This is a genomic window from Sinomicrobium halophytocola, from assembly GCF_052983395.1.
In genome coordinates this window covers 112,676-125,817 of sequence record NZ_JBRKIT010000042.1, presented here as the reverse complement: position 1 = coordinate 125,817, position 13,142 = coordinate 112,676, and the positions used below count along the sequence as shown (strand labels likewise).

Genomic DNA, 13,142 nt, shown 5'->3' with positions numbered 1-13,142 from the left:
AATCCTTCGGAAAGTGCGGAATTATGTACCTTTGTATTTCATTTAACCCTCACATATCCATTTTGTTACTACAGAATTATTGTTTGAAAAACGGGGGAACGGTCATATGGAATAAAATAACCGGCAGTTTATTGTTTATCTTTTAATATTATATGCTAGAAAAAAAGACCTTAGATTATGAGAAAGTAGTGCTCATCGGTGTTATAAACCGGGAGCAGGATGAAGAGAAGTCTAACGAATACCTGGACGAGCTGGAATTTCTCACGTATACGGCTGGCGGGGAGGTAGTGAAACGCTTTACACAAAAAGTTGATATTCCCAATCCGAAGACCTTTATCGGAAGCGGGAAAATGGACGAAGTGGCCGCATATGTGGAAGAACACGAAATCGGAACGGTAATCTTTGATGATGAACTCTCACCGGCCCAGCAAAAGAACATAGAAAAGATCCTCCGGTCCAAGATACTGGACCGGACCAGCCTTATCCTGGATATTTTTGCACAACGGGCGCAAACATCCTATGCCCGGACACAAGTAGAACTGGCACAATACGAATATCTACTTCCGCGGCTAACCGGGTTATGGACCCACCTCGAAAGACAGCGTGGAGGTATAGGTATGCGCGGACCGGGGGAAACCGAGATTGAAACGGACCGCCGGATTGTCCGGGACCGTATAGCCTTGTTAAAGAAAAAACTGGAGACCATAGACAAGCAAATGGCCACCCAGCGCGGAAACCGTGGCGCCCTGGTGCGGGTAGCACTGGTAGGATATACCAACGTGGGAAAATCCACCCTGATGAATGTTATCAGTAAAAGTGATGTTTTTGCCGAAAACAAACTCTTTGCCACACTCGATACGACGGTGCGCAAAGTAGTTATCGGCAACCTGCCGTTCCTTCTTAGTGATACGGTAGGGTTTATACGCAAACTACCCACCCAGCTTGTCGAATCGTTTAAAAGTACCCTGGATGAAGTCCGTGAAGCCGATCTCCTGCTTCACGTAGTGGATATTTCACATGCGAACTTTGAGGAACACATTGCTTCGGTGAACCAGATACTGGCGGAAATAGATACTGCAGACAAGCCTACTCTTATGGTATTCAATAAAATTGACCAGTACACCCATGAAACCATAGATTCGGATGATCTGGCCACGGAAAAGTCAGAAAAGCACTTTACCATAGAAGACTGGAAACGTACGTGGATGAACCGGGCCAACGGACAGGCACTGTTTATCTCCGCTATCAACAAGGAAAACCTGGACGAATTCCGTAAAAAAGTTTACGAAGAAGTCCGGAAGATCCACATTACCCGTTTTCCTTACAATAATTTTCTCTATCCGGAATTCATTGACGAATTGTAAAAAAGCACAGAGCCTGTCGAAAAAATCCGTGCAGGCTCTGCTATTTTATACTTTTACCGGGACTATACCCTAGAATCCGAAGTTAACACCAAGACCAAAGACTTCCCTTATCTGGAATCCTTTATAGGCATTGTCATCATATATGGTCTGGAAGATAAGATTTGTGGAAAGATAATCATTGATTTTCATCACGAGGTTCAACGTATAGTTGATATCCACATTTTGCGGGTCTTCGAGATAGTTGGAATACAGGTTTAAGATATTCTCGGCAGATACGTTCTGCATCAGGTTAAACTTGTAATATCCTTCTACATAAAAACCAAGTTCATAACGCAGGCTTTTACCCGGATCTACTCCAAAGGTCTCTACATCATTGCTGGACATAAATTCGCCCAAGCCTTTATCGTAAGTAAACACTTCCCCGCTGAGAATAGTCATTTTGGAAGTCACAGGAGCGATGTTAACTTTCAGGTTTTCACTTCTTTTCCAGAGCATACCGGGGCCGAAAGTAACGTACGCCGGTTTAAAGAACCCCGAAGTCTGAAATTCCTCTGCTTCATCGTTGGCGTAATCATACCCGTCTGTAAACTGGGTCCTGAGATTTGCAAAAAATGAGTAACTCCAGTAACCGGAAGCTTTTTTACCTACCAGGGAATTGAATTCCAGACGGTCATCTGTTTTCCTGGTATCTTGTCCTTTCAGTTTGGTAAGACCGTAACTTGCGATAATTTTATTATCCCAGGTCCAGTCTCCCCTTTTATAGTTAAAATCGTAGTTGATCCCTAAATTCCCCGCAACGTTGTTTTCTCCTCCTGCAAGCCAGTTGGAAAATGCGGACTGGTTTAATAAAAAAGTGACATTACCGCCCCGGATCCATCCTTCAGGTCTTACGGTGTCTTGTCCCTGGTTAAAAGAATCTTCACTCAACACCTGTGCATTTACCACTGTTACACCCAGAATAAAGGCTAATGCGAATACAATTTTTTTCATCTTCTTACTTTTAATTTTTAAGTCCACAAACGTAATCCGGACTTCTTGTTCTGACAAAAATAAGAAGTTTTTTAATACAAGTCGAGGATAAAGTGTGCGTTTTTATCGTTTAAATAACGGGACGGAGGAGCAAGCTTCTCCATACATCACGCTTTTTGCGAATTTTCGAAGTTCTTCCACCAGCATGATATACGCATTTTGAGGAACGGGTTTTTCAGCACAACCGCGTACAATAACAGGAAGGTCTTTATACTGCTCAAAATCTACTTTTTCCAGGGCATCCCGGTAGACAGCCGTTTCCAGTAACTCCATATCGCCAACCACGACTTTGCGGGAGTAAGGAGTTAAATGGGAGGTTACCAGCATAAAGGCCCAAGCCGGAATAATGGCATCGGCAGAGCAGGTAAGCGCTACGAAAGCCCCTTCATACCGGCTCCAGTCATGTTCTTTGAGTGCCTGCCGGAAATCTTTTTCCCTGAGTATAAAACCTTCGTACAGCCAGTCTTTGATATCCAGATGTACCCGCTCCCCTCCAGGGTAATAATCGCCCGGGTCTATGGTCACGAGTTTGCTCTGTGCTACACGATTTATAATTTCTTCTGCCATCTTCTTCTGCACATAATGGCGCGCATAACATATGTATGCCCGCTACGGTTAAAGTAATCCGAGTTCCAGTTTAGCCTCTTCACTCATCAGATCCTGGTTCCACGGCGGATCGAAGGTAATTTCCACTTCCACGTCTTTTAAACCGTCAATGGATTTTATTTTTTCTTCCACTTCCACAGGTAGGGTTTCGGCTACGGGACAATTGGGTGTAGTCAGGGTCATCAATATCTTTACATCATAATCTTCATTGACAAAGACATCGTATATGAGGCCCAGTTCGTAGATGTCCACCGGAATTTCCGGATCGTATATCGTCTTCAGTACTTTAACGATCTTTTCTCCCAGCTCTGTAGTATCTATAGTTGTTTCTGCACTCATAATTTCTCAGGTTTAATTTAACTGTGTCTGGTATGCTATGGCATACATTTTCAGTTGTTTTATCATATTCACCAATCCGTTGGCACGGGTAGGGGACAAGTGTTCTTTCAATCCTATTTCGTCAATAAACTGTGTGTCTGCTTCAATGATATTCTTGGGTGCCTGGTTGGAAAAAACCCTTATCAATATGGCTATAATCCCTTTGGTTATAATGGCATCACTGTCTGCCGTAAAACACAATTTATCTGCCTGAAGTTCGGCATGGACCCATACCTTGCTCTGGCATCCTTTAATAAGATTGTCATCCGTCTTATATTTTTCATCGATAAGAGGAAGTGATTTGCCGAGTTCTATCATATATTCATAACGCTGCATCCAATCGTCAAACATGGAAAACTCCGCAACTATTTCTTCCTGAATATCCTTAATGCTCATAGTGCAATTTTTATACAAAAGTACGATAAGTATTATTGCTTTTCAACAGTTTCTGCCAATGCCGGAATAGTTTTAACCAATAACCTTGTCCTTTCGGGAAGTAAGCCATTATACTTTTTTTATTCCAGATGGCCTCAGTTCTGTTAGCCGGCTTGCTCCACCTGTCCCGGTTCTGATAACGGTTTTCCCGGGATCTTTTTCTTATCCGAAGTTCGTCTTAACCGTTTTTACCCTTATTTTTAAAGACCCGTATTTATGTTTTGCATTATTTACGGAACGGGTCCCCCGATTTACAGAAAAAAGGCATTATCAACTTTATCCTCATGATTCCTTTTCACATAAAGATATACAAAAAAGACACCAAAGCCGTACCTTTAAGAATATTTTAAAATTTCACTGTCCCCGGATGCAGATACGGAACGCTTATATGTTTGATATGCGAAACCATGCAGGTAAAAGTCATGATTTCTGACATATATTATATGCGAAAAATCACTTAAATGAAATTTTTATAAACATTTTTGAAACAATTCTTTAACTTTGCCCGGTTAAAATTCAATGTACTTTCGTATGCAACTACAGGAAATCCCTCGTGTAAAAAACATCACAAAAGAGGACTTTGTAGCCCGGTATGTGAAGCCTCAAAAGCCTGTGGTTATTCAGAAACTCACCAAAGACTGGGGGGCATATGAAAAATGGCATCTCGACTATATAGCCCGTATCGCAGGAGACAGAACAGTACCTTTGTATGACGATCGGCCTGTAAGCCATGAAGACGGTTTTAATGAACCGCATGGCAAAATGAAAATGTACGAATACATTAAACTCTTAGAAACGGAACCCACCCGTTACAGGATATTTTTATACAACCTTATGAAGGAAGTACCGGCACTTCAAAAGGATTTCGAATGGCCCGATATAGGCCTGAAGCTGGTAAAACAACTGCCCATGTTATTCTTCGGAGGGGAAAACAGCAAGGTATTCATGCATTTCGACATTGATTATTCCAATATACTGCACTTCCACTTTCACGGTAAAAAACAGTGTATCATCCTTCCCCCGGACCAGAGCAAATACATGTATAAAATCCCGCATTCCCTTATTTCCAGGGAAGATATTGATTTTGATCATCCGGATTATGACAAATGGCCGGCCCTGAAAAAGGCAAAAGGGTATATCGCCAACCTGGAACACGGGGAAATGCTTTATATGCCCGAAGGATACTGGCATTATATGAAGTACCTGACTCCTGGTTTTTCGATGAGCCTCCGGGCTTTTCCCCGCAAACCCCTGAACCTGGTAAAGGCAGCATACAATGTGCTTGTTATGCGCCATTTTGATACTTTTATGCGAAAGCAGAAAGGACAAGCCTGGATAGATTATAAAAATGAACAGGCAATCATAAAAACCCACAGGGAACTGGGCATACAGATTTGACTTGAATTGAAGTTCAGTTGGTAAGTTCGTTTACCTTTTCATATACCAAATGGCTTTCCCATCCCCTGTATAACAAATAATCAGATAGTTTTTTTCTTCCCCGAAAAAGGGTGTCGGCCTGTTTTTTGCCGCCGGGAAAAGCATCTTTTATCTGGCTCCATTTCTTTTCAGCAATATCGTGAAACGTATCCAGGTAATCTTCTTCCGAAATTTCTTTAAGGCTTTCACGGATATTAGGAGCAGATATTTCTCTTGCCTGGAGCTCTCTCACTATACGTTGCTTACCCCATTTTTTAATTCGGAATTTCCCCCGGGCAAAACTTCTTGCAAACCGTTCTTCGTTCAGGAAATCATTCTCAATAAGGTGCACTACTATGGTATCGACAGCCAGGGGTATCATGTTCATTTCCCTAAGTTTCGTCACTACTTCTTTATGGCAGCGCTCGCGGTAAGCACAATAATGTTCCAGTTTTCGCTTGGCTTCGTCTACGGTAAAGGTTTGTTTGTTCATCATCCGGAAAAGCTAAATAACGGATCAAATAAAAGTAAAATATTCCAAATAAAGCAAGGATAAAAGTTGTGGAGTTTTTAGTTCGGAGTTATTTTAACGTAACAATCATGTTTTGTACTAAGAGAAGTATGTGTTTTATTGGATTTATAGAAGAATTATCAGCAACGCCTAGCAAACTAACTATACAAAACAAAAAAACCACGCTATATGGCTTATAGCGTGGTAGTTTTTAAGATAAAATTGTTCCCTTTTTATCTTTAAATCGGTATTCCAAATACGTGTAAGCGTCTCTTGGTAATATTTTTACCCATTTTTTGTGTTCTAAGAACCACTTAGAACGGATGGATGGAAATCCTTTGGTTAAATATGCTGCAATAAACGGGTGTACATTAAGTACAATACCGTTTTTGAAGCTTTTGTTTTGTATAATTTTTTCAAGATCGGCAGAGATCTTGTCTATAATTAAGATAGGAGCCTCTATTTCCCCGTTACTGTTGGGATTCTCTTCCCTGGTCTTAATATTCATTTCCGGTCTCACTCTCTGCCTCGTAATTTGTATCAGGCCAAATTTACTGGGGGGTAAGATCTTGTGCTTGGCCCTGTCTTCTTTCATTTCCTCTCTGAAATGGTCATAGAGTTTTCTGCGGTTCTCCTGTCTTGTCATATCAATAAAATCGACGACAATTATTCCGCCCATATCGCGCAACCGGAGTTGCCTGGCAATTTCACTTGCTGCTATCAGGTTAACTTCCAATGCGGTTTCTTCCTGCGATTTGGCTTTGTTGGAGCGATTACCACTGTTTACATCTATCACATGGAGGGCTTCGGTATGTTCTATAACGAGGTATGCGCCCTTACTCATGGATACGGTTTTTCCGAAAGAAGTCTTTATTTGCCTTTCTATCCCGTATTTTTCGAATACGGGAATACGGGGATCGTGTAATTTCACGATAGATTCTTTTTCCGGTGCGATTTCATGCACATAATCTTTAATTTGATAATAAAGCGTTTCATCATCTACATAGATCCCTGTAAACGAATCGTTAAACACATCCCTTAATATGGATGCTGTACGATTCAGCTCACTGAGCACTTTTGACGGATGTCCCGCTTTATGGATTTTTTTACACATGGCTATCCATCTTAGGTATAGGTTGTGTAAATCTTTATCCAGTTCTGCGACTTTTTTGCCTTCTGCAACGGTACGAACTATAACACCAAACCCTTTGGGCCTGATGCTTTGCACGAGCCTTTTCAACCTGTCTTTTTCTTCTTTGCTTTCAATTTTTTGCGAAACCGAAATGCGATCGGAAAAAGGTACCAGTACCAGATAACGCCCGGCTATGGATAGCTCGGAACTGATCCTGGGTCCTTTGGTAGAAATAGGTTCTTTTACAATTTGCACCAATATAGACTGATTGGATTTCAGCACATTTATAATGCTTCCGTTCTTATCTATATCTTCTTCAAATGGGAAGTCTTTTAATGAAAAGTCTTTTAATTTACCTGTGCTTACACGTTTAATGAATTTCAACAAAGAAGGTAATTTGGGGCCGAGGTCATGATAATGCAAAAAAGCATCTTTCTCATACCCTACATTTACAAAGGCTGCATTAAGCCCGGAAACAGGCTTTCTGATCTTGGCGAGCATAATATCGCCCACGGCAAAATCACTGCTGTCCTCTTCCTTGTGCAATTCTATTAGTTTTCCATCCTTTAACAAGGCAAAATCAACGTCAGAGGAGCCAGATCTTACTATCAATTCCTTATTCACTCTGAATGATTTTATGTCCATTCGCCAGTAACCATAACAGTACGTGCGAACGAAAGGATTAAACAATAATTTTCACAGGTTTCCCGCTTTTGGCGGGATAATAACCCGGCGAAACTTCATCACCTTACGGGCAAAGTTTCTATTTCAATGAACGTTTATAATTCTTAAAACTGAAAACGGCAGAGACACACAATGGTGTGTCTCTACTTTATTTTTTCTTTTTATGTCGGTTAGCTCTCGCCCTTTTTTTACGTTTATGCGTAGCTACCTTATGTCTTTTTCTTTTTTTACCACTCGGCATAGTCTGTATGATTAAATTAATATTGCTTACTTAACTTCCACGTTGGTTTTTACTCCCTCAACAAAAACTTTCGCAGGCTTAAATGCAGGGATGTTATGAGCAGGTATTTTAATGGTAGTATTCTTAGAGATATTCCTACCTGTTTTCTCTGCTCTGGTTTTAATAATAAAGCTGCCAAATCCTCGCAAATACACATTGTCTCCGCTTTCTAAAGAATTCTTCACTTCATCCATGAAAGATTCTACTGTGGCCTGCACATCTCCTTTTTCCATGCCAAGTTTTTCTGAAATCTTAGCTACGATGTCTGCTTTCGTCATTTTTATTATGTTTTATTAACTTATATTAATTTTAGGGGATGCAAATATATAAATTAATTACTCAAAATTTAAACCCTAATTGATTAAAATTTAACCATATAAACTTTATACTTTTGATCCATATTCAAAAACATGACTTTTTCAGAGGTAATAATAGACTGGTATCGGCAAAATAAACGCGAATTGCCGTGGCGAAAAACCACTGACCCGTACAAAATATGGCTTTCCGAGATCATGTTACAGCAAACCAGGGTAGATCAGGGGCTCCCTTACTATCTGAAGTTTGAAAAAGCCTTTCCGACAGTCTTCGATCTGGCCGATGCGACAGAAGAAGAGGTTCTCAAATTATGGCAGGGACTGGGCTACTATTCGAGGGCCAGAAATCTGCATCATACCGCCGGATATATTGCCAGGGAAAGAAAAGGTAAATTTCCTTCTTCCTATAAAGAACTGCTTAAACTGAAAGGAGTTGGCGATTACACGGCAAGCGCCATAGCATCCATATCTTACAACGAGGCTTCGCCCGTAGTGGACGGTAATGTGTACAGGGTACTTTCCCGCTATTTTGGTATCGACATCCCGATAAATTCGGGCAGGGGCCCAAAATACTTCAAAGAACTCGCCCAGGAGCTCATAGACAAGGAAAACCCGGCTACTTTTAACCAGGGTATTATGGAATTCGGTGCCGTTCAATGTAAGCCCAAGTCTCCATTATGTTCCAAGTGCCCCTTAAATACGGGATGTGTGGCTCTCAAAGACAACCTGGTAGATCGGCTTCCGGTAAAAATCAAAAATACCAGAATAAGACACCGGTATTTCAATTATCTTATTGTACATAACGAACAACGCACGCTGCTCTTTCAAAGAAGGGAGAAAGACATATGGCAACACCTGTATGAATTTCCCCTGGTAGAAACGGAAAAATCCATGAGCGAAGAGGAAATTATAAGCCACCCGCAATTTAAGGAACTCATAGGAGGAAACCGTTTTGAGATTTCCCTTTACAATAAAGAAAAAATAGTTCATAAACTCTCTCATCAACATATATACGCCACATTCTGGATCGTTTACCTGAAAAATGATATAGAAGGGGGAATCCGGAAATCTGAAATAAAAGAGTATCCCGTCCCCGTTTTAATTGCTAATTTTGTACGCGAGTATGAATTTTGAGTCCTTTGCAGGGAAAAACAGCTAATTTTTAGTATTTTTGAGTAAACAGAACCAGAAGATTATGACTGGAACATTAAACAAAGTAATGCTGATAGGGCATTTGGGAGATGATGTGAAAATGCATTATTTTGAAGGAGGGAATTCCATTGGACGCTTCCCCCTGGCCACTAATGAAACTTATATGAACAGGCAAACCGGGGAACGCGTCACCAATACGGAATGGCATAATATAGTAGTACGCAACAAGGCTGCTGAAGTTTGTGAAAAATATCTTAGCAAAGGAGACAAGATATATGTTGAAGGACGTATAAAAACAAGACAATGGCAGGGAGAAGACGGTAATACCAGGTATTCTACGGAAATACAGGTAACCGATTTCACCTTTCTGTCTACCAAAAAAGAAAGCAACGACAACAATTTCTCTCAGTCAAGTTCTTCCCCTTCAACGGAAAACAAGCCTGCCGCTAATAATCCCGCTCCTTCCCAGGATACGGAAGAGGACGACGATTTACCGTTTTAACGAAGTTTAACCAAATTCGCAGCGATTGGACCCTGAACCCTCGAGTTTTTTAATTTTTCTTTCCGATACAGAAGGCGTAAATATTTTTAAATTCGCTATACTTTTTATATTGCTCGGTTGCTCCGCATTGGTATCGGGGGCAGAAGTAGCTTTCTTTTCCATGACACAAACCGACCTCAATGAAGAAGAAGCTTCCAAAACCCCCCGGGGGGACCTCATCGTAAAACTCCTCCAGCGTCCTAAAAGATTACTGGCCACCGTACTGGTAGCCAATAACTTTATTAATATAGCTATAGTACTGCTGTTCAGCTCACTCGGTAAATCGCTGTTCGGTGGGCTGGAACAGAAAATCTTCGGTGTTGTGGAACTGAGATTTCTGCTCGAAGTAGTAGTAGCCACCGCCATGATACTCCTTTTCGGAGAAATACTGCCAAAAATATATGCGAGCCGTAACCGTATCAAGTTCGTACACTTTATGGCTTACCCTCTCATGGTTCTCGACAAACTGCTTGCCCCCTTAAGTATTCCCATGAAGGCTTCCACATCTTTTCTGCAGGACAGGCTGGGAAGGGAAAAAACAAACTTGTCGGTGGACCAGCTATCCCATGCCCTGGAGTTGACTTCCGAAGAAGACACGACCAAGGAAGAACAAAAGATACTTCAGGGTATCGTTTCTTTTGGGAATACCGATACCAAACAGGTAATGTGTCCGCGTATTGATGTTTTCGCACTCAACGAAGAAATGAAATTTCCTGATGTCATCCGCGAAATTGTCAAGAACGGATATTCGAGAATTCCTGTTTTCAGGGATAATGTAGATAATGTCACCGGCGTATTGTACGTAAAGGACCTTTTACCTCATATCGACAAAAAAACCCTTAACTGGTCCAAACTGAAAAGGGAAGCTTATTTCGTTCCCGAAAACAAAAAGCTGGACGACCTGCTTAAGGAATTCCAGGAAATGAAAATGCACCTGGCTATCGTAGTCGATGAATACGGAGGGACCTCCGGACTGGTTACCCTGGAAGATATTATCGAAGAAATTGTCGGAGATATAAGTGACGAGTTTGACGACGAAGACCTCATTTTCTCCAAACTGGACGAAAACAACTATGTCTTCGAAGGGAAAACTACCCTGAAAGACTTTTACCGGGTCCTACGACTGAACAATGAGGAAATTTTTGAAGAAAACAAGGGGGAATCCGAAACTGTTGCCGGATTTGTACTGGAAATCGCCGGAAAATTTCCCCGTATCCGGGAAAAAATAAACTTCCATAACTTTACGTTTATCATAGAGGCCCTGGACGAAAAACGTATCAAGCAAATTAAGGTTACCATTGAACCCAGTCCGCAAGGTGCCACAACCTAACGCAGCCGAAAAAACACAAAGTGAAGAAACCCTGTTTTATATATTGCATTTTACTGTTAATATTTCTTACTGCATGTGGTAGGGACCCACTACCCAAACCCAAAGCCGTTTTACGATTGGAATATCCGGAAGCCTCTTACCGGGCTGCCAAAACCGATAACTGTCCTTTTCAATTTGAACAGAATACTCTGGCCACCATAAAAAATAAAGGCAATTGCCGCCTTAATATCGAATATTCCGGTATGAAAGCCACCATATTTCTTACCTACATGCCCGTTCGGGACAACCTTAAATCCCTGCTCCGGGATGCGGAAAAGCTCACTTTCGATCATGTTATCAAAGCAGATGAAATAGGCGTTGGCGGACAATTTGAAAACAAAACGGAGAACGTGTACGGCAGATTGTATGAAATTGCCGGAAACGCGGCATCCCAATCCCAGTTTTATGTAACGGACAGCACCTCACACTTTCTTACCGGATCTCTTTACTTCTACACCAAACCAAATTACGACTCTATCCTACCCGCCGCAGAATACCTTAACAAAGACATACGGAGGCTCATGGAATCCCTGAAATGGGAATAAAAAATGAATACAATCGATTGTTTTTTAAGGAAAATACATATATTTGTTGTGTTCGAGAACACTTAATGTTGCTGTAAGGCCAACTAAGTATCAACTAACCAAAAAGACTATATTTTATGAGATGCACTTTCTTTCTGCTGCTACTGTCAGTAATTGTAGCCGGGTGTTCCGAAAAACCCGTTCAGAAAACATCAGAATCCGTTCTTGACCTTGCCCGGGACCAATACGATTCCCTATGTAAATCCATCGCCCCCTTAAAGGAAAACCAAAAAATGATGCCCCGTACCACAAAAGACGGGAAGTTGATCTCCGTCGGCATATACGACTGGACCAGTGGTTTTTTCCCCGGGTCGCTGTGGTATCTCTACGGTCTTACGAAAGACGACAAATGGAAGGACCGTGGCATAGCGTATACCGAAAAACTGGACACTATACAATACTGGGAAGGGAACCACGATGTAGGTTTCATTATGGAATGTTCTTATGGCAATGCCCTCAAATACATAGACTCTCCGGCTTATGACTCAGTTATAGTACAAACAGCCAGGTCCCTTTCAACAAGATTTCGTCCCAAGGCAGGAGTTATTCAGTCCTGGGACTGGTCCAAAAAATGGGAATGTCCGGTTATCATCGACAATATGATGAACCTGGAACTTCTTTTTCACGCCACGAGCATATCCGGTGACTCCACCTATTACAATATTGCAGTATCCCACGCTGACCAGACTATGAAAAACCATTACAGGGAAGATTACAGTTCGTATCATGTGCTGGATTATGATACTATAACCGGGCAGGTGATACAAAAAAACACACATCAGGGCTTCCGGGACGATTCGGCATGGGCAAGGGGACAGGCCTGGGGATTGTACGGCTTTACCATGTGCTACCGGCAGACGGGGGATCTCAAATATCTCGAACAGGCACAGAAAATTGCCGCCTTTATCCAGAATAACCCTAATCTTCCCGAAGATAAAGTCCCCTACTGGGATTACGACGCCCCGGCTTCCGAAAATACTCCGAAGGACGCATCGGCAGCGGCAATAGCAGCCTCTGCACTTTATGAACTAAGTACATTTACCGAAAATAAAAATGCGGAAAATCATCTTGTTTTTGCAGACAAGATCATGGAAAGCCTGGGCTCATCCGTCTATTTCGCCAAACCCGGGAGCAACGGAGACTTTCTACTCATGCATTCCGTAGGCAGTAAACCTCATGAGGTGGAGGTCAATGTTCCTTTAAATTATGCCGACTATTATTTCCTTGAAGCCATGCTCCGGAAAAAAGAAATACAGGACAAATAATCATATATATGTTAAACGGCAAATTCCCTGAAAAAGAAGAACAATTAAAAATAGTTCCTCCTCCAATTCGTAGATGATAGTA

14 protein-coding genes are annotated in these 13,142 nt (G+C 41.6%); 7 read left to right on the top strand and 7 right to left on the bottom strand.

Going from position 1 to position 13,142, the window contains the following annotated elements; all coding sequences use genetic code 11:
• The first annotated feature begins 152 nt into the window (after positions 1-152).
• Positions 153-1,364, top strand: a complete 1,212-nt coding sequence (gene hflX / locus ACVBDY_RS18875; RefSeq protein WP_447177021.1) for a GTPase HflX — start codon at positions 153-155, stop codon at positions 1,362-1,364.
• A gap of 69 nt (positions 1,365-1,433) precedes the next feature.
• On the opposite strand, the gene ACVBDY_RS18870 is transcribed toward hflX, so the two are convergent.
• The 4 genes from ACVBDY_RS18870 to ACVBDY_RS18855 form a co-directional block, all read right to left on the bottom strand.
• Positions 1,434-2,354, bottom strand: coding sequence for a DUF3078 domain-containing protein (locus ACVBDY_RS18870; protein ID WP_447177020.1), 921 nt, complete (start codon positions 2,352-2,354; stop codon positions 1,434-1,436).
• A gap of 102 nt (positions 2,355-2,456) precedes the next feature.
• On the bottom strand, positions 2,457-2,960 hold the full coding sequence (locus tag ACVBDY_RS18865) for a DUF2480 family protein (RefSeq protein ID WP_447177019.1): 504 nt from the start codon (positions 2,958-2,960) through the stop codon (positions 2,457-2,459).
• 48 nt (positions 2,961-3,008) lie between these two features.
• Positions 3,009-3,338 carry an SUF system Fe-S cluster assembly protein gene (locus tag ACVBDY_RS18860; protein WP_447177018.1) on the bottom strand — a complete coding sequence of 110 codons (330 nt, stop codon included), beginning with the start codon at positions 3,336-3,338 and terminating at the stop codon, positions 3,009-3,011.
• A 12-nt stretch (positions 3,339-3,350) separates the two neighbouring features.
• A complete protein-coding gene (locus ACVBDY_RS18855) occupies positions 3,351-3,773 on the bottom strand; it encodes a SufE family protein (protein WP_447177017.1) in 423 nt (140 codons plus the stop codon).
• A 570-nt stretch (positions 3,774-4,343) separates the two neighbouring features.
• On the opposite strand from ACVBDY_RS18855, the gene ACVBDY_RS18850 reads away from it, so the two are divergent.
• The gene (locus ACVBDY_RS18850) at positions 4,344-5,210 is read left to right on the top strand and encodes a cupin-like domain-containing protein (protein WP_447177016.1); all 867 of its coding nucleotides are present in this window, start codon (positions 4,344-4,346) and stop codon (positions 5,208-5,210) included.
• A 13-nt stretch (positions 5,211-5,223) separates the two neighbouring features.
• Here ACVBDY_RS18850 and ACVBDY_RS18845 read toward each other — a convergent pair whose 3' ends face one another.
• The 3 genes from ACVBDY_RS18845 to ACVBDY_RS18835 all read right to left on the bottom strand — a co-directional run bounded on the left by ACVBDY_RS18845 (position 5,224) and on the right by ACVBDY_RS18835 (position 8,113).
• The gene (locus ACVBDY_RS18845; RefSeq protein WP_447177015.1) at positions 5,224-5,724 is read right to left on the bottom strand and encodes a regulatory protein RecX; all 501 of its coding nucleotides are present in this window, start codon (positions 5,722-5,724) and stop codon (positions 5,224-5,226) included.
• 226 nt (positions 5,725-5,950) lie between these two features.
• On the bottom strand, positions 5,951-7,495 hold the full coding sequence (locus tag ACVBDY_RS18840) for an Rne/Rng family ribonuclease (RefSeq protein WP_447177014.1): 1,545 nt from the start codon (positions 7,493-7,495) through the stop codon (positions 5,951-5,953).
• 327 nt (positions 7,496-7,822) lie between these two features.
• Entirely contained in the window at positions 7,823-8,113 is a 291-nt protein-coding gene (locus tag ACVBDY_RS18835) for an HU family DNA-binding protein (RefSeq protein ID WP_072316194.1), read from the bottom strand.
• Between the two features lie 132 nt (positions 8,114-8,245).
• On the opposite strand from ACVBDY_RS18835, the gene mutY reads away from it, so the two are divergent.
• The 5 genes from mutY to ACVBDY_RS18810 all read left to right on the top strand — a co-directional run bounded on the left by mutY (position 8,246) and on the right by ACVBDY_RS18810 (position 13,060).
• The gene (gene mutY / locus ACVBDY_RS18830; RefSeq protein WP_447177013.1) at positions 8,246-9,283 is read left to right on the top strand and encodes an A/G-specific adenine glycosylase; all 1,038 of its coding nucleotides are present in this window, start codon (positions 8,246-8,248) and stop codon (positions 9,281-9,283) included.
• Positions 9,284-9,344: 61 nt separating this feature from the next.
• Entirely contained in the window at positions 9,345-9,803 is a 459-nt protein-coding gene (locus ACVBDY_RS18825) for a single-stranded DNA-binding protein (RefSeq protein WP_447177012.1), read from the top strand.
• A 25-nt stretch (positions 9,804-9,828) separates the two neighbouring features.
• Positions 9,829-11,172, top strand: a complete 1,344-nt coding sequence (locus tag ACVBDY_RS18820) for a gliding motility-associated protein GldE (RefSeq protein WP_447177011.1) — start codon at positions 9,829-9,831, stop codon at positions 11,170-11,172.
• A 20-nt stretch (positions 11,173-11,192) separates the two neighbouring features.
• Entirely contained in the window at positions 11,193-11,756 is a 564-nt protein-coding gene (gene gldD / locus ACVBDY_RS18815) for a gliding motility lipoprotein GldD (protein ID WP_447177010.1), read from the top strand.
• A gap of 116 nt (positions 11,757-11,872) precedes the next feature.
• Positions 11,873-13,060 carry an AGE family epimerase/isomerase gene (locus ACVBDY_RS18810; protein ID WP_447177009.1) on the top strand — a complete coding sequence of 396 codons (1,188 nt, stop codon included), beginning with the start codon at positions 11,873-11,875 and terminating at the stop codon, positions 13,058-13,060.
• Positions 13,061-13,142: the final 82 nt, after the last annotated feature.

Coding starts and splice junctions, on each gene's coding strand:
- hflX (WP_447177021.1), top strand. CDS start 153: ATGCTAGAAAAAAAGACCTTAGATTATGAGAAAGTAGTGCTCATCGGT.
- ACVBDY_RS18870 (WP_447177020.1), bottom strand. CDS start 2,354: ATGAAAAAAATTGTATTCGCATTAGCCTTTATTCTGGGTGTAACAGTG.
- ACVBDY_RS18865 (WP_447177019.1), bottom strand. CDS start 2,960: ATGGCAGAAGAAATTATAAATCGTGTAGCACAGAGCAAACTCGTGACC.
- ACVBDY_RS18860 (WP_447177018.1), bottom strand. CDS start 3,338: ATGAGTGCAGAAACAACTATAGATACTACAGAGCTGGGAGAAAAGATC.
- ACVBDY_RS18855 (WP_447177017.1), bottom strand. CDS start 3,773: ATGAGCATTAAGGATATTCAGGAAGAAATAGTTGCGGAGTTTTCCATG.
- ACVBDY_RS18850 (WP_447177016.1), top strand. CDS start 4,344: ATGCAACTACAGGAAATCCCTCGTGTAAAAAACATCACAAAAGAGGAC.
- ACVBDY_RS18845 (WP_447177015.1), bottom strand. CDS start 5,724: ATGATGAACAAACAAACCTTTACCGTAGACGAAGCCAAGCGAAAACTG.
- ACVBDY_RS18835 (WP_072316194.1), bottom strand. CDS start 8,113: ATGACGAAAGCAGACATCGTAGCTAAGATTTCAGAAAAACTTGGCATG.
- mutY (WP_447177013.1), top strand. CDS start 8,246: ATGACTTTTTCAGAGGTAATAATAGACTGGTATCGGCAAAATAAACGC.
- ACVBDY_RS18825 (WP_447177012.1), top strand. CDS start 9,345: ATGACTGGAACATTAAACAAAGTAATGCTGATAGGGCATTTGGGAGAT.
- ACVBDY_RS18810 (WP_447177009.1), top strand. CDS start 11,873: ATGAGATGCACTTTCTTTCTGCTGCTACTGTCAGTAATTGTAGCCGGG.